General features: G+C 69.8%; 14 protein-coding genes and 1 pseudogene. 10 read left to right on the forward strand and 5 right to left on the reverse strand.

Features of this window, described 5'->3' with window-relative positions:
* Positions 1–20: 20 nt before the first annotated feature.
* From pheA to AB5J50_RS25050, 3 genes are all read left to right on the forward strand, one after another.
* A complete protein-coding gene (gene pheA / locus AB5J50_RS25040) occupies positions 21–956 on the forward strand; it encodes a prephenate dehydratase (RefSeq protein ID WP_369260569.1) in 936 nt (311 codons plus the stop codon).
* Between the two features lie 561 nt (positions 957–1,517).
* Positions 1,518–2,795, forward strand: a complete 1,278-nt coding sequence (gene serS / locus AB5J50_RS25045; protein WP_369260570.1) for a serine--tRNA ligase — start codon at positions 1,518–1,520, stop codon at positions 2,793–2,795.
* Positions 2,792–3,628, forward strand: coding sequence for an HAD family hydrolase (locus tag AB5J50_RS25050; protein WP_369260571.1), 837 nt, complete (start codon positions 2,792–2,794; stop codon positions 3,626–3,628). The genes serS and AB5J50_RS25050 overlap by 4 nt, the downstream gene beginning before the upstream one ends.
* 434 nt (positions 3,629–4,062) lie before the next feature.
* Here the strand turns inward: AB5J50_RS25050 and AB5J50_RS25055 are convergent, their stop codons facing one another.
* From AB5J50_RS25055 to AB5J50_RS25075, 5 genes are all read right to left on the reverse strand, one after another.
* Positions 4,063–4,308, reverse strand: a complete 246-nt coding sequence (locus AB5J50_RS25055; RefSeq protein ID WP_327430022.1) for a hypothetical protein — start codon at positions 4,306–4,308, stop codon at positions 4,063–4,065.
* Positions 4,309–4,434: 126 nt separating this feature from the next.
* Entirely contained in the window at positions 4,435–5,154 is a 720-nt protein-coding gene (locus AB5J50_RS25060; protein ID WP_327430023.1) for an ABC transporter permease subunit, read from the reverse strand.
* A 10-nt stretch (positions 5,155–5,164) separates the two neighbouring features.
* Positions 5,165–6,076, reverse strand: coding sequence for an ABC transporter ATP-binding protein (locus AB5J50_RS25065; RefSeq protein ID WP_327430024.1), 912 nt, complete (start codon positions 6,074–6,076; stop codon positions 5,165–5,167).
* On the reverse strand, positions 6,073–6,990 hold the full coding sequence (locus AB5J50_RS25070; protein ID WP_327430025.1) for an ABC transporter permease subunit: 918 nt from the start codon (positions 6,988–6,990) through the stop codon (positions 6,073–6,075). Before AB5J50_RS25070 ends, AB5J50_RS25065 begins: the two co-directional genes overlap by 4 nt.
* Positions 6,980–7,978, reverse strand: coding sequence for an ABC transporter ATP-binding protein (locus tag AB5J50_RS25075; RefSeq protein WP_369265507.1), 999 nt, complete (start codon positions 7,976–7,978; stop codon positions 6,980–6,982). The genes AB5J50_RS25070 and AB5J50_RS25075 overlap by 11 nt, the downstream gene beginning before the upstream one ends.
* A 257-nt stretch (positions 7,979–8,235) precedes the next feature.
* On the opposite strand from AB5J50_RS25075, the gene AB5J50_RS25080 reads away from it, so the two are divergent.
* The 7 genes and pseudogenes from AB5J50_RS25080 (at position 8,236) to AB5J50_RS25110 (ending at position 15,374) form a co-directional block, all read left to right on the forward strand.
* Positions 8,236–9,078 carry a M24 family metallopeptidase gene (locus tag AB5J50_RS25080; protein WP_369260572.1) on the forward strand — a complete coding sequence of 281 codons (843 nt, stop codon included), beginning with the start codon at positions 8,236–8,238 and terminating at the stop codon, positions 9,076–9,078.
* Positions 9,075–10,844 carry an SDR family oxidoreductase gene (locus tag AB5J50_RS25085; RefSeq protein ID WP_369260573.1) on the forward strand — a complete coding sequence of 590 codons (1,770 nt, stop codon included), beginning with the start codon at positions 9,075–9,077 and terminating at the stop codon, positions 10,842–10,844. The genes AB5J50_RS25080 and AB5J50_RS25085 overlap by 4 nt, the downstream gene beginning before the upstream one ends.
* Entirely contained in the window at positions 10,841–11,764 is a 924-nt protein-coding gene (locus tag AB5J50_RS25090; protein ID WP_369260574.1) for a metal-dependent hydrolase, read from the forward strand. Before AB5J50_RS25085 ends, AB5J50_RS25090 begins: the two co-directional genes overlap by 4 nt.
* 22 nt (positions 11,765–11,786) lie before the next feature.
* A complete protein-coding gene (locus tag AB5J50_RS25095) occupies positions 11,787–12,731 on the forward strand; it encodes a MerR family transcriptional regulator (protein ID WP_369260575.1) in 945 nt (314 codons plus the stop codon).
* Positions 12,732–12,865: 134 nt separating this feature from the next.
* Positions 12,866–13,414, forward strand: a complete 549-nt coding sequence (locus tag AB5J50_RS25100) for an RNA 2'-phosphotransferase (RefSeq protein WP_369265508.1) — start codon at positions 12,866–12,868, stop codon at positions 13,412–13,414.
* A 68-nt stretch (positions 13,415–13,482) separates the two neighbouring features.
* Positions 13,483–14,384: pseudogene (locus tag AB5J50_RS25105) on the forward strand (LLM class flavin-dependent oxidoreductase).
* A 99-nt stretch (positions 14,385–14,483) separates the two neighbouring features.
* The gene (locus AB5J50_RS25110; protein WP_369260576.1) at positions 14,484–15,374 is read left to right on the forward strand and encodes a Cof-type HAD-IIB family hydrolase; all 891 of its coding nucleotides are present in this window, start codon (positions 14,484–14,486) and stop codon (positions 15,372–15,374) included.
* The last annotated feature ends 23 nt before the right edge of the window (positions 15,375–15,397 follow it).

Below are 15,397 nucleotides of genomic sequence, written 5' to 3' on the forward strand. Positions count from 1 at the left end.
AGGCCCATTAGGGTGACGGTATGTCGGCGACGCGCTACACCTATCTCGGCCCCGAGGGAACGTTCACCGAGGCCGCTCTCCGCACGCTTCCGGAAGCCGCGACGCGGGAGCTGGTCCCCATGGTGTCCGTCCCGGCCGCGCTCGACGCGGTGCGCGGCGGCGAGGCCGCGGGCGCGCTCGTCCCGATCGAGAACTCGGTCGAGGGCGGTGTCACCGCCACCCTCGACGAGCTCGCCAAGGGTGACCCACTGATGATCTACCGCGAGGTCGTGCTGCCGATCGCCTTCGCCCTCCTGGTCAGGCCCGGCACAGCCCTGAAGGACATCAAGACGGTCACCGGCCACCCGGTCGCCCAGCCGCAGGTGCGGAACTGGCTCGGCACACACCTGCCCGACGCACTGTGGGAATCGGCGGCGTCGAACGCGGACGGGGCGCGCCTGGTCCAGGAGGGCCGGTACGACGCGGCCTTCGCGGGCGAGTTCGCGGCGGCGACGTACGCTCTCGAACCGCTGGTGACCGAGATCCACGACGCGGCGAACGCCGAGACCCGCTTCGTGCTGGTCGGCCGCCCCGCCCGGCCCGCGGCCCCGACCGGCGCCGACAAGACGTCCTTGGTCATCTGGCTCGGCGACGACCACCCGGGCGCGCTGCTCGAACTCCTCCAGGAATTCGCCGTACGCGGCGTCAACCTGATGCGGATCGAATCGCGGCCGACCGGCCAGGGCATCGGCAATTACTGCTTCTCCGTTGACGCCGAGGGTCATATCACCGACCGCCGTGTGGGCGAGGCGCTGATGGGCCTCAAGCGGATCTCCCCCCAGGTGCGCTTCCTCGGGTCCTATCCGCGGGCCGGGGTCGCCCTGGAGGACGTACGGGCGGTGCGGCCCGGGACGTCCGACGACGCGTTCTCGGCGGCGTCGGACTGGCTGGCGCGCTGCCAGGACGGCCGTTTTTAGTCGGTCGTACCTGCAGATTTTCTTTCTCCACAAAGTTATCCACAGGTGCGCTTCTCGACCTGGGGACAAGTCGACAACGAAGCGCTACATCGTCGACAAATCGGCCTACAGGCCCCTACTCCGTCCACAGTCCCGTACGTCACCCCTCGTCCACTCTTTTCCCTTGATCAATCCTTTGGAGCGAAGCATTTCCACTCGAACGTGGGTGTAGAGATGGTTTGACTCGGGAATTCTTCGTCCCGCATGCGGCTTTCGGAACGATCACTTCCGCAGTCCACAGATCTTCCGCACAGCCTGTGGATAACTTGGTGAGGGTGTGGATCCCTGTGGACAACTCCCCCTCAAGTCCCGCTCCGCGCAAGGGAATCCAGTCAACCCGTAGACTGCCATCTGCCCCGTTTCAGGGAGTAGCGTCCTTTTTATTGACGCTCCCGAAGCCACTCCGCGGCGCCCCATTGGTGATCAAGAGATTCAGCCCGGCATTCCACTCATAACGTGACGGAAGCCCCGGACCGGAATATCGAGTCGTTGGCCGGAACCGCGCACCGGTAGCCTTGAGGGGTGATTGACCTTCGCCTGCTCCGTGAGGACCCCGACCGTGTTCGCGCCTCCCAGCGCGCCCGTGGAGAGGACGTCGCGCTCGTCGACTCCCTCCTCTCCGCCGACGAGCGGCGCAGGTCGTCCGGCGTCCGCTTCGACGAGCTCCGTTCCGAGCAGAAGTCGCTCGGCAAGCTGATCCCCAAGGCGTCCGGCGACGAGAAGGCCGAGCTGCTGAAGAAGGCCGGCGAGCTCGCGGCCGCGGTCAAGGCCGCCGACGCCGAGCAGCACGAGGCGGACGAGGAGACCAAGCGGCTCGTCCTCCAGCTCGGCAATCTCGTGCACCCCGACGTCCCGGTCGGCGGCGAGGAGGACTTCGTCGTCCTGGAGACGCACGGCACCATCCGCGACTTCGCCGCCGAGGGCTTCGAGCCCAAGGACCACCTGGAGCTCGGCGAGGCGCTGGGCGCCATCGACGTCGAGCGGGGCGCCAAGGTGTCCGGCTCGCGCTTCTACTACCTGACGGGTGTCGGCGCGCTGCTGGAGCTCGCCCTCGTCAACGCGGCGATCGCGCAGGCCACCGAGGCCGGCTTCATCCCGATGCTGACCCCGGCGCTGGTCCGCCCGCGCGCCATGGAGGGCACCGGCTTCCTCGGCCAGGCCGCGGAGAACGTGTACCACCTGGAGAAGGACGACTACTACCTGGTCGGCACCTCCGAGGTCCCCCTTGCGGCGTACCACATGGACGAGATCCTCGACGCCGACCAGCTGCCGCTGCGCTACGCCGGGTTCTCGCCGTGCTTCCGCCGCGAGGCCGGCACGTACGGCAAGGACACCCGCGGCATCTTCCGCGTGCACCAGTTCGACAAGGTCGAGATGTTCTCGTACGTCGCCCCTGAGGACGCGGAGAACGAGCACAAGCGGCTCCTGGACTGGGAGAAGCAGTGGCTGACCGGCCTTGAGCTGCCCTTCCAGGTCATCGACGTGGCGTCGGGCGACCTCGGCTCCTCCGCGACCCGCAAGTTCGACTGCGAGGCGTGGATCCCCACCCAGGGCAAGTACCGCGAGCTGACCTCGGCCTCCAACTGCGACAGCTTCCAGGCCCGCCGCCTGTCGGTCCGCATGCGCGACGGCAAGAAGGTCCAGCCGCTCGCCACGCTGAACGGCACGCTGTGCGCCGTACCGCGCACGATCGTCGCGATCCTGGAGAACCACCAGCTGGCCGACGGCTCCGTCCGCGTGCCGGAGGTGCTGCGTCCGTACCTGGGCGGTCGTGAGGTCCTGGAGCCGATCTCCAAGTGACCACCGGCGCCACGGAGTCGACCGGGTCCACCGGGTCCTTCCCCTACAAGCTCGTCGCGACCGATCTCGACGGGACGCTGCTGCGTTCCGACGAGACGGTCTCGGAGCGTACGCGTGAGGCGCTCGCCGCGGTCACCGCCGCGGGCGCCGCGCACATCGTCGTCACGGGGCGTGCGGTGCCCTGGACCCGGCACATCCTCGACGACCTCGGCTACAAGGGTCTCGCGGTGTGCGGCCAGGGCGCACAGGTGTACGACGCGGGGGAGCACCGGCTGCTCACCGCGGTGACGCTCGACCGGCAGCTGGCCGGTCTGGCGCTCGCCAAGATCGAGGCGGAGGTCGGCCCGCTGCTGCTCGCCGCGAGCAGCGCCGGGCTCGACGGCGAGATACTGGTCGGCCCCGGCTACCGCATGATGGCCGGTCCGCTCGCGGTCGTACCGATCACTGACGCGGCGGACCTCTGGTCGTCTCCCCTGAACAAGCTGTACATCCAGCACCCGACGCTCTCCGCCGACGAGCTCGCCGAGGCGGCCACGCGCGTCGCGGGCGGCCTTGTCGGCGTCATGATGGCGGGAGCGGACATTGTGGAACTCCTCCCCCTGGGCCTCTCCAAGGCGACGGGGTTGTCCATCGCCGCCCGCCGCCTGGGTGTGAAGGCCGCGGACACGATCGCCTTCGGCGACATGCCGAACGACATCCCGATGTTCGGGTGGGCCGCGCGCGGGGTGGCGATGGCCAACGCCCACGACGACCTCAAGGCGATCGCGGACGAGGTGACGTCCTCGAACGACGAGGACGGGATCGCTGTGGTGCTGGAGCGGTTGCTGGGTTAGCTCGATCGTGTGATGGTCGGCTTCCGGGGTTGCGGGGCGACGCAAGGGCCGGGGTAGCGTAACTGTGCGATCTGGAACGCCGGTTGTGGTGCCAGCGTGCGGGACCCCTGCTCCACCGGAGAGATGGTTCAGGGCCTCCCCGTCGCCTCTGGCCACGTCCATCGAGCCAGGTCGTCAGGGAATCCGCCCGCCCGGCTCGGACCACGGACAGGATCCGTGTCGCCGCCCGGGATGCGAAAGCGGACGACCAGTGCGCCCAAGACCGTTCGGGGCGTGCCAGCCAGGGGACCTGCTCCCGCTTGCTGCCAAGGAACGGTAACTACTCCGGAGCCCGCTCCGGACGTCTCTCCCAGAATGCGGCGCCCGACTCGGCGTACATGCACAACCCACTGTGCCCGTACGCCGAGTCGGGCGCCGCGAATAAGAGACCATCGCTACCGGCGGCGCCACCTGCGCCGGCGCCCCTTGCTGAAGAACCATCCCGCGGGCGGCTCGTCGGAGCGCCAGGGCTGCGGATCGGGTCCCCCTTCGCGCCAGCGGGCGGCGAGCATACGGGCGCGGGCGGACGGCTCGGCCGTCTCCGCGGAGCGTATGAAGTTCTCGTCCAGTACGACGTCGTCCCAGACATCCCCGGACACGTCCCCGGACTCCCGCTGTTCCTCGCCCTTCGGTTCTGCCATCCCCGTTCCTCCTAGCCGTGCATCCCCTTGGCCCAGTGTGCCCAGGCAGAGGTGAAGACGCTGTCAAGAAAAGAGGGCTCCGCGCGCGCGTGGCGACAACCCGGCACGCGCGCGTGGAGCCCCCGTTCACTCCTCGCCGGCCAGCGTCAGTGACCGCAGCCGCTGCCCGGCGTACCAGGTGGCGAGCACGGTGACCGCGATCAGCAGCACCGTGGCGGTCGGCAGACCCACGTCCGAGGTGACGAGCTCCCCGCCGGTGACCTTGTGGCCGACCGCGAGCGCCCACTGCTGGACGCTGAGCGTGCGCGCGCCGGACACCAGCGACCCGAAGAGGGCCTCCCAGACGAGGGCGTAGACGAGTCCGAAGACCACCGCGTGCCGGGTCACGGTTCCCAGGAGCAGGAACAGGGCGGCGTACGCGATCGAGGCGACCAGTGCGGCCACGGTGTAGGCGACGGCGATCTGCTGGCCGTTGCCGTTCAGGATCATGCCCGCGATGAACGTCGGCAGCGCGGAGAACGCCATGGTGACGGCGATCGCGACGATCAGCTTGGTGAAGATGATCGTCGGCCGCTTCAGGGGCTTGGCCAGCAGATACACCACCGAGCCGTCGTCGATCTCGGGTCCGATCGCGCCCGTACCGGCGATGACGCCGATGATGGGCACCATCGTGGCGAGCGCGAATCCGCCGAGCACGTCCGAGGCGACCTGGTCGTCGGCTCCGGCGAAGCCGCGTACGGCCGCGGAGATCACGATGAGCAGGACGGGCAGCGCGCAGAGGATGAGGGCCCGGCGGCGGCCGAGCAGGCCCCGATAGGTGAGCCGGGCGACTGTGGGGTCGTACATCTTCGGCCTCCTACGCCGCGACGAGATACGAGAAGACGGATTCGAGCGACTCGTCGGACGGCGAGACCGTGAGCAGCCGGATGCCGTGCTCGCGCGCGACGCGCGGCAGCAGCGCGGTGAACCGGCCGAAGTCGACCGCCTGGATGCGCAACGCGCCCTCGGCGAGGTCGACTTCGATGCCGGATGTCGACGGGTCGGCGATCAGCGCGGCGGCCAGGGCCCGGTCGTCGCTGGAGCGGACGAGGTAGCGGTGCGGGCGGTCGGTCATCAGGCGGCGGATGCGCCGGAAGTCGCCGCTCGCCGCGTGCCGTCCGGCGACGATCACCTCGATGTGCGCGGCGAGTTGCTCGACCTCTTCGAGGATGTGGGACGAGAACAGCACCGTGCGGCCCTCGTCGCCCATGCGGCGCAGCAGGTCCATGAGCTGCATGCGCTGGCGCGGGTCCATGCCGTTGAAGGGCTCGTCGAGCAGTAGCAGCGACGGGTCGTGGACGAGCGCGGACGCCATCTTCACGCGCTGCCGCATGCCCTTGGAGTACGTGGAGATCTTGCGGTCCTGCGCGTACTCCATCTCGACGGTGGCGAGGGCCCTTTGGGCGGCCTTCGCGCCGAGGCCGTGCAGTTCGGCGTTGGCGACGACGAATTCGCGGCCGGTGAGGAAGTCGTACATCGCCTCGCGTTCGGGGACGATGCCGATGTGCCGGTAGATCTGTTCGTTGCGCCAGACCTGCTGGCCGTCGAGGGTGACGGTGCCCGTGGAGGGGGCGAGGAAGCCGCCCATCATGTTGATGAGGGTGGACTTCCCTGCGCCGTTCGGGCCGAGCAGGCCGGTGACTCCGGGGCTGATCGTCATGGTGATGTCGTTGACCGCCACCACGTTGCCGAACCAGCGCGAGACGTGGTCGATGGTGAGTGTGGTCACAGCCCGGCCTTTCGGTAGCGGCGCATCAGGAGGCCGTAGCAGCCCGCGATGAGACCCAGGACGACGATGAGGTAGACGACGCCCTGCCCGGACGAGGGGCCTTCCGCTCCGGGGAAGGCGGAGGTGGCGCCGAGGAAGGCCGTCTGCACTCCGTCGATGAGCGTGATCGGCGAGAAGAGGCCGAGCCACGGGACGGCTCCGGTGCTGGACTGCTCGAAGGCGATGGCCTGGACGGTGGACACCGCTCCGTAGGAGATGGTCAGGGCGGCGATGACGGCCGCGATGCCGAAGCCGCGGCGCGGGGTGATGGCCGAGATGACCAGGCCGATCCCGGCGAACAGCAGCGACAGCAGCGCCACGGAGACCAGCCCCTGTCCGAAGCCCTTCGTCTGGTCGGCGAAGTCGAGCTTCGCCAGAAGCGCCCCTACGTAGAGCACGATCAGCGGTGCGGCCGTGAGGATGAACAGCGCCGAGGCCAGGGCCGCGTACTTGGCCCTTACGTAGTCGACGGTCTCGATGGGGCGCGAGAAGTACAGCGGTACGGTCTTGAAGCGCAGGTCGCGCGAGACGGACTGGGGTCCCTGGGAGGCGACGTACAGGCCGATGACGGCCTGCATGATCACCGCGTAGCGCGTGTAGTCGACGGGCAGGTCTTTCGCCTTCGTGGCGACCGCGACGGCCACCATGATGAGTGCGGGGACGCAGATCACCACGAAGAGCAGCATCGGCAGCACCTTGGACTTGACCGAGCGGCCGAGGCCGTAGGCGCCGCGCAGGGACTGCGAGTACAGCGAGCGGCGGGCATAGGCGCGGCCCAGGCGCGGGCCGTCGTAGTTGCGGTAGCCGATGTTGTGGATACGGGTCTGCTCACCGGGCTGGGCCGGGGCCGCCACCTGGGGCTGCTCAACCGCCATGGCCGACCGCCTCCTTCCGCTGCTCGTCGCCGGTCTTCGATTCGCCACCGGTCTTGTGTTCGTCGCTGTCCTTGAAGACCTCCGCGATGTGGTGCCTGCGCTGTTCCATCCGGACCAGGCCGAGGCCGAGGTCGGCGACGACGTCGCGGACGAGGTCGTAGGTCTCCTCGCCCTCGGCGGTGAGCAGCAGGATGTGTCCGGCGCCGGGCAGGCCGCTGCCGTCGTGGGTCTCGATCCCGCGCGCGTGGAGCACGTCGCGCACCGTGCCGGTGCCGTCCGGGTGCTCGTCGGTGTCGGTGACCTCGATGGCGAGGGTCGTCGTGGTCTGGGTGAAGTCCGTGGTGGAGCTGGAGCGCAGCAGCTTGCCGCCGTCGATGACGACGACGTGGTCGCAGGTGCGCTCCAGCTCGCCCAGGAGGTGCGAGGTGACCAGGACCGAGATGCCGAAGTCGGTGTGGATGCGGCGGATCAGGCCGAGCATGTCGTCGCGGCCGACCGGGTCGAGGCCGTTGGTCGGCTCGTCGAGGAAGACCAGCTGGGGGTCGTGGACGAGGGCCTGCGCGAGCTTCACGCGCTGCTTCATGCCCGTCGAGTAGCCGCCGATGGGTCGGTAGCGCTCCTCGTAGAGGCCGACGTGGCGCAGGGTGTCCGCGGTGCGCTCGCGGGCCGCGGCCGGCGGGAGCCCGGACATGCGCGCCATGTGGACGACGAACTCGGTGGCCGAGACGTCGGGCGGCAGGCAGTCGTGCTCGGGCATGTACCCGACCCGCTCGCGGATGGCGCCGCCCTCGGTGGGGACGTCGAGGCCGAGCACGTGTGCGCGGCCCTCGGTGGCGGGGGACAGACCCAGCAGGATCTTGATCAGTGTGGACTTGCCGGCCCCGTTGGCTCCGACGAGTCCGGTCACACCGGGCCCGACGTCCACGGAGAGCCGGTCAAGAGCGGTCACCCTGGGGAACCGCTTGCTCAGGCTTTCGGTCGCGATCACAGTCACGTTTCGAAGGTAGTGGCGCACGCCACAGCGGTCGTCAGCCCATGGAGCTGGATCCGCGTCAGACTCCAGTCGTACGGGCCCGTAGGGGTCCCCCTGAGGTCGAACAACCGGCGCTGGTTTATCCACATCGCGGCGGTTGTCCACAGGCGTCGCGCAGCGCTATTGACGCAGCCTCTAACAACTGTCACATTCGCCAGTGTCAAGTTACGGGCACGTACCGCGGTCAGCGTGGACATGGGTGGGGCGGTGGCATGACGACGGCAGTGGCAGGCGAACTCTCCGCGGAACTGCGGGGGTTCAGGGAAGTGCAGCGCCTCGCGTACGAGTGCGCGGAAGCGGTCGCGGCGCAGCTCAAGCCGGGTGTGACCGAGCGCGAGGCGGCGCGCATGCAGCGCGACTGGCTGCGCGAGCGCGGGGTGCGGGACTGGTTCCACCTGCCCTTCGCCTGGTTCGGGGACCGTACGGCGTTCGTGAACTTCCGGATCCCGCTGCAGTTCTTCCCCACCAACCGCCGTCTGGAGCCGGGGATGCCGTTCATCCTCGACATGGCCCCGGTCCACAAGGGATATACGGCGGACATCGGTTACTCGGGCTCGCTCGGGCTGAACCCCGTGCAGGACAAGCTGCTCGCCGACCTTGAGGCGCACCGCGAGCTGATCCTGCGCGAGGTGCGCGAGCGGCGCCCGCTGCGCGAGATCTACGAGGACGTGGACCGGCTCATGGTCCGCCAGGGCTATGCGAACCGGCATCGCGCGTATCCCTTCGGCGTGATCGCGCACAAGGTGGACCGGGTGAAGGAACGCCCCTGGTCGCCAAGGCTGTTCGGGTTCGGCACCCAGTCCCTGAAGGGGCTCGCGAGCGACGCGATCCACGGGCACCGCGACGGCTGGTCGCCGCTGTGGTCGCCGTACCGGTTCTCCGACCATCCGCCCCGGCCGGGGCTGTGGGCGGTCGAACCGCACCTCGGATTCCGGGGCACGGGCGCGAAGTTCGAGGAGATCCTGGTCGTCACCGACTCCAAGGACCCCGAGCAGGGCGCGTTCTGGCTGGACGACGATCTGCCGCACGTGCGGCGCTGGGCGGAGGACAAGTGAGTCTCGAAGGCGCGCGTGAGCGCTGGGTGCGGACGGGCGGAGTCGAGCTGTGCGTCGCCGAGTTGGGTGACCCCTCACAGCCCACGGTGGTGCTCGTGCACGGCTATCCGGACTCCAAGGAGGTGTGGTCCGAGGTCGCGACGCGCCTCGCCGAACGCTTTCATGTGGTGCTCTACGACGTCCGGGGCCACGGCAGGTCCACGGCGCCGCAGCCGCTGCGCGGCGGGTTCACTCTGGAGAAGCTGACGGACGACTTCCTGGCGGTCGTGGACGCGGTCAGCCCCGACAGACCCGTACATCTGGTGGGGCACGACTGGGGTTCGGTGCAGTCGTGGGAGTTCGTCACGGTCCCGCGCACCGAGGGCCGGATCGCGTCCTTCACGTCGATGTCCGGGCCGTCCCTGGACCACTTCGGGCACTGGATCAAGCAGCGCGTGAAGCGGCCCACCCCGCGCAAGGTCGGCCAACTCCTCGGCCAGGGCGCCAAGTCCTGGTACGTGTATCTGCTGCACACGCCCGTCCTGCCCGAGCTGGCCTGGCGCGGCCCGCTCGGCAAGCAGTGGCCGAAGATCCTCCAGCGGGTCGAGAAGGTCCCCGCGGGCGACTACCCGACCCCGTCGCTGCCCTCGGACGCGGCGCACGGCGCGTGGCTGTACCGCGACAACGTACGGGCCCGGCTGAGCAGGCCGCGCACGGACGCCTACGCGCACGCGCCCGTGCAGCTCATCACGCCCCTGGGTGACGCCTTCCTCTCCGAGCGGCTCTACGACGAGCTGGAGACGTGGGCCCCGCGGCTGGTGCGCCGTACGCTCCCGGCCAAGCACTGGGTGCCGCGTACGCGCCCGGACCAACTGGCGGCCTGGATCGCGGAGTTCGTGACGGCGAACGAAGGCCGGGGGACCGGGGTGCCCGCGCACGACACCATGGCCACGGGCAAGTACGCGGACCGGTTCGGCGGGCAGCTCGTTCTGGTCACCGGCGCGGGCAGCGGCATCGGGAGGGCCACCGCCTTCGCGTTCGCCGAGGCCGGCGCGCGCGTGGTGGCCGTCGACCGGGACGCCGAGGGCGCGGCCCGTACGGCGGAGATGTCCCGGCTGATCGGCTCCCCCGAGGCCTGGGCGGAGACGGTCGACGTCTCCGACGAGCAGGCCATGGAGAAGCTCGCCGAGAAGGTCGCCACCGAGTACGGCGTGGTGGACGTGCTGGTGAACAACGCCGGGATCGGGCTCTCCGGATCCTTCTTCGACACGACCCCGGAGGACTGGAGGAAGGTCCTCGACGTCAATCTGTGGGGCGTGATCCACGGCTGCCGGCTCTTCGGGAAGCAGATGGCCGAGCGCGGGCAGGGCGGCCACATCGTCAACACCGCGTCGGCGGCGGCGTACCAGCCGTCGAAGGCGCTGCCCGCCTACAGCACCTCCAAGGCGGCCGTCCTGATGCTCAGCGAGTGCCTGCGCGCGGAGCTGGCGGGGCAGGGCATCGGCGTCTCGGCGATCTGCCCCGGCTTCGTCAACACGAACATCACCTCGACCGCGCACTTCGCCGGGGTCGACGCCCTGGAGGAGAAGCGGCGCCAGAAGAAGTCGGCGCGGCTGTACGGGCTGCGCAACTATCCGCCGGAGAAGGTGGCCGACGCGATCCTGCGCGCGGTGGTCCGCAATCAGGCGGTCGTCCCGGTCACCCCTGAGGCGCGCGGCGCCCACCTCATGTCCCGCTTCACACCGAGGGCACTGCGCACGATCGCACGGTTGGAGCCACCGCTGTGAGCGAGCTCGCCTCCCTGAGCGACGACCACCATGCGATCGCCCCGCGCCGGGTCTCCTTCGACTGGCAGCGGACGCCGCTGCACTGGATCCCGGACGAGCCCACCGCCACCCACGTCATCAACGTGCTGCATCTGCTGCTGCCCGCGGGGGAGCGGTGGTTCGTGAAGGTCTTCAAGGAGGGGCTGCCGCTGGTCGACGACCCCGAACTCCTCCAGGACGTCAAGGGTTTCATGGGGCAGGAGGCGACGCACAGCGTGCAGCACGCGTATGTCCTCGACCACCTCGCGGCGCAGCGCCTGGACACCGCGGACTTCACGAAGTACGTCGACTTCCTCTTCGAGAAGCTGCTGGGCGAGAAACCGCCCCTGGGGGCGCCGGTACCGGCCGGGGAGTGGCTGCGCTTCCGGCTGTCGGTGATCGCGGCGATCGAGCAGTTCACCGCGGTGCTGGGCGACTGGGTGCTGGCGGCCGAGGGCCTCGACCTCGCCGACGCCGACGAGGTCATGCTCGACCTGCTGCGCTGGCACGGCGCGGAGGAGGTCGAGCACCGCGCGGTCGCCTTCGACATGTACCAGCACTGCGGCGGCGAGGGCCTGCCCCGCTACGCGCGCAGGATCGCGGGCATGGCGGTCACCGCGCCGATGATGCTGTACCTGTGGGCGTGGGGTGCCGCCTACCTCATACGCCACGATCCCCAGCTCGCCGGCCGCCTGCGCTACTCGCTCGCCGCCCACAACAGGGCCGTACGCAAGGGTCTGCTGCCCACCTGGAAGGAGCTCGGCACGGCCATACCCCGCTACCTGCGGCGGTCGTACCATCCGTCCCAGGAGGGCTCACTGCGCAGGGCCGTCGAGTATCTGGCGCAGTCACCGGCGGCACGGTCGGCTGCGGGGGCGATCGGACGCGCGGCCATCGCGTAGCGAGGCCGGGAGGGCGGGAAGCGTGAGCGACGAGTCGGCCGGTGCCGCGTACCGGATCGAGGACCTGGCGCACCACAGCGGTGCCACGGTCCGGACGATCCGCGCCTATCAGGACCGCGGGCTGCTCCCCCGCCCCGAGCGGCGCGGCCGCGCGAATGTGTACGCGGACGCGCATCTGGCCCGGCTGCGGCAGATCGCCGGCCTCCTGGACCGCGGCTACACGCTGGCCTCCATCAAGGAGCTCCTGGAGGCCTGGGACACGGGCCGGGGTCTCGGCGGGATCCTCGGTCTGGTCGCGGAGGTCGACGGGCCGTGGACCGACGAGGAGGCCGTACGTATCTCGCGGGCCGAGCTCGACGAGCGGTTCGGCGGCAGCCCGGACGACGCGGCGGTCGCCGACGCCGTCGCACTCGGTGTACTGGAGCCGGTTCCCGGGGACGGGGACTCCTTCCTCGTTCCGAGTCCTCAAGAGCTGGCCGTGGCCGTCGAGTTGTCCGCGGCGGGAGTTCCTCTGTCCGCGATCTCCGGCCATTTGCGGGAGTTGAGGGGGCAGGTCGAGCATATTGCCTCCCGTTTCCTGGAGTTCACGACGGAGCACGTCTTCGCGCGCTATCTGGGGGAGCACCAGCCGACCGACGCGGACGCGGCCGAGGCTGCCTCGCTCGTGCGACGGCTGCGCCCGCTCGCGCAGCAGACGGTGGACGCCGAACTGGCCCGTGCCATGCGGCTGTTCGCCAACCGGCACCTGCGTCAGCACCTCGGTGCGGGCCAACCCCCGGAGCTCAAGGATGAGACGCGTTCCGTGGAGATTCCCGAGGACACAATGCGGGCTGTTGAGGGGCTGGTTGGTGCCGGGCAGGTGTCGGCCTTCGTCGCTGCGGCTGCTGAACGGGAGGTGCAGGCACGGACCTTGGACCGACTCACCTCAAACCACCGAAAACTGGGCGATGTTGACGAAATGCCCTAAATAGCTGGTGAGTTGTCCACAGATTCGTCAATTCCCCTGTGGATAACAGTACTTGGCTGTGGATCAAACCTCCGTATCAAAATCAAATGCGTGATCCGTCTCTCGCCAGGCACGCTGGAGAGATGAACGAACGCATGGATGAAAGACGCACCGTGAAGGTGTCGAAGTACCTCTCGAAGCATCTGCGGCACCAGCCCGAGCGGATCGGGCTCACGCTCGGCGAGGGCGGCTGGGTGGAGATCGAGACGCTGATGGCCGCGGCGGCCGCGCACGGCTTCCGGTTCACGCGCGAGGAGCTCGATCACGTGGTGGCCACGAACGACAAGCGGCGCTTCGCGATCGAGGGGACCCGGATCCGCGCCAGCCAGGGCCACTCCGTCGAGGTCGACCTCGGACTGCCCCCGGCGACTCCGCCCGCGTACCTCTACCACGGGACCGTGGCCCGCTGCCTGGACGCGATCCGCGCCGAGGGCCTGCGGCCCATGAACCGGCATGACGTGCACCTCTCGCCGGACCGGGAGACCGCCACCCGCGTCGGCGCCCGCCGCGGCCGGCCGGTCGTGCTCTCCGTGGACGCCGCCGCCATGCACCGCGACGGCCATGTCTTCCGGGTCAGCGCGAACGGGGTCTGGCTCACCGAGGCCGTACCGCCGCGGTACCTGCGGTTTCCCTCGGGGCACTGACCAGGCAGGCAGCGGGGGCGATCATGCGGTGGCCGTGACCACTGGGCGGTTCCGCTTACGCTCGATGTATGAGTCTGCGTCTGAGCACTGTGATCCTGCCGTACGTCCGCTGGCACGAGGGCGGGCGTTCCGCCTGGCAGCGTGCGGAGCAGCTCGGCTTCCACACCGCGTTCACGTACGACCATCTGTCGTGGCGGACCTTCCGCGACGGCCCGTGGTTCGGGGCCGTGCCGACGCTGACCGCGGCGGCGCCGTCACCGACCGGCTCCGCCTCGGCACGCTCGTGACCTCGCCGAACTTCCGGCACCCGGTGACGCTCGCCAAGGACCTGATCTCCCTCGACGACATCTCGAACGGCCGGGTCACTCTGGGCATCGGCGCGGGCGGCACCGGCTTCGACGCCACGGCGCTCGGCCAGGACCCCTGGACCCCGCGCGAGCGCGCCGACCGCTTCGGCGAGTTCGTACCGCTGCTCGACCGGCTCCTGACCGAGGACTCCGTCTCGTACGGCGGCGACTACTACTCGGCGCACGAGGCGCGCAACATCCCGGGTTGCGTCCAGCGCCCCCGGCTGCCGTTCGCGGTGGCCGCCACCGGTCCGCGCGGGCTGAAGCTCGCCGCCCGGCATGGGCAGGCGTGGGTGACGACCGGCGACCCGAAGCTGTACGAAACGGGCACCCCCGACCAGTCGGTTCAGGCCATTCGCGGGCAGGTCGACAAGCTGGCCGACGCGTGCGCCGCGATCGGCCGGGACGTGGACGAGCTCGACAAGATCCTGCTCACCGGCTTCACCCCGGACCGTGGCCGTCCGCTGGAGTCCCTCGACGCGTTCGTCGATTTCGCGGGCAGGCACGCGGAGCTGGGCTTCACCGACATCGTGATCCACTGGCCGATCCCCGACTCGGACTTCGCGGCCGACGTGAAGATCTTCGAGCGGATCGCCATGGAGGCCCTGACGCAGCTGCCCTGAGACCCCGCCCCGGCCGCCCTTGGCTGGACGGGGCGTAACGGTGCTGGTGAGGACGGTAATCACTCACATGTGCGGTCTGCCGCACGGCCGTGCGCGCATATGCGGGAGAATGGGCGGGTGACCTCAGCGACTCGACGGCCCGAGACCCCGGCCTCCACCGTTCTGCCCCGGCTGATCGCCACGGATCTCGACGGCACCCTGCTGCGCGACGACAAGTCGGTGTCCGAGCGCACGATCGCCGCCCTCGCCGCCGCCGAACAGGCGGACATCGAGGTCTTCTTCGTCACCGGCCGCCCGGCTCGCTGGATGGACGTCGTCAGCGACCACGTCCACGGGCACGGCCTGGCGATCTGCGGCAACGGCGCCGCCGTGGTCGACCTGCACGGCGGCCCCGGCGCCCACCGGTTCGTCAAGGTCCGCGAGCTGGCGCGGGAGAACGCGCTCGACGCCGTACGGCTGGTGCGCGAGGCCGCGCCGGGCGCCGTGTTCGCCGTGGAGCAGACGTACGGCTTCTACCAGGAACCCACGTACCCCAAGCTGCACATGGAGACCCCCGACAGCCTCGCGCCCGCCGAGAAGCTGCTGGCGGCGGACGCCCCCGGTGCCGGCGAACCGGTGCTCAAGATCCTCGCCTTCCATCACGAGCTCGACCCCGACGCCTTCCTCACCGTCGCCCGCCTGGCCATCGGCGACCGGGCCAACGTCACCCGCTCCAGCCCCAGCGCCCTGCTGGAGATCAGCGGCCCCGACGTCTCCAAGGCCAGCACTCTCGCGCTGTGCTGCGCCGAGCGCGGTATCTCCCCCGAGGAAGTCGTCGCCTTCGGTGACATGCCGAACGACGTCGAGATGCTCAGCTGGGCAGGCCAGTCGTACGCCATGGGCAACGCCCACCCCGAGGTGATCGCCGCGGCCTCCGGACGCACGGTCGCCAACAACGAGGACGGGGTGGCGGTAGTGATCGAGCGCATACTCGCGGAACGCCTGCGCTGAGCGCCCCGTAAGGGGCGCGGGGA

This window comes from Streptomyces sp. R35, from assembly GCF_041053035.1.
GTDB classification, from domain to species: domain Bacteria; phylum Actinomycetota; class Actinomycetes; order Streptomycetales; family Streptomycetaceae; genus Streptomyces; species Streptomyces lutosisoli.

Bases quoted from the DNA above. Each gene is read 5' to 3' on its own strand.
- AB5J50_RS25100 (WP_369265508.1), top strand. From the start codon at position 12,866: ATGGATGAAAGACGCACCGTGAAGGTGTCGAAGTACCTCTCGAAGCAT.
- AB5J50_RS25080 (WP_369260572.1), top strand. From the start codon at position 8,236: ATGACGACGGCAGTGGCAGGCGAACTCTCCGCGGAACTGCGGGGGTTC.
- AB5J50_RS25055 (WP_327430022.1), bottom strand. From the start codon at position 4,308: ATGGCAGAACCGAAGGGCGAGGAACAGCGGGAGTCCGGGGACGTGTCC.
- pheA (WP_369260569.1), top strand. From the start codon at position 21: ATGTCGGCGACGCGCTACACCTATCTCGGCCCCGAGGGAACGTTCACC.
- AB5J50_RS25060 (WP_327430023.1), bottom strand. From the start codon at position 5,154: ATGTACGACCCCACAGTCGCCCGGCTCACCTATCGGGGCCTGCTCGGC.
- AB5J50_RS25070 (WP_327430025.1), bottom strand. From the start codon at position 6,990: ATGGCGGTTGAGCAGCCCCAGGTGGCGGCCCCGGCCCAGCCCGGTGAG.
- AB5J50_RS25110 (WP_369260576.1), top strand. From the start codon at position 14,484: ATGCGGGAGAATGGGCGGGTGACCTCAGCGACTCGACGGCCCGAGACC.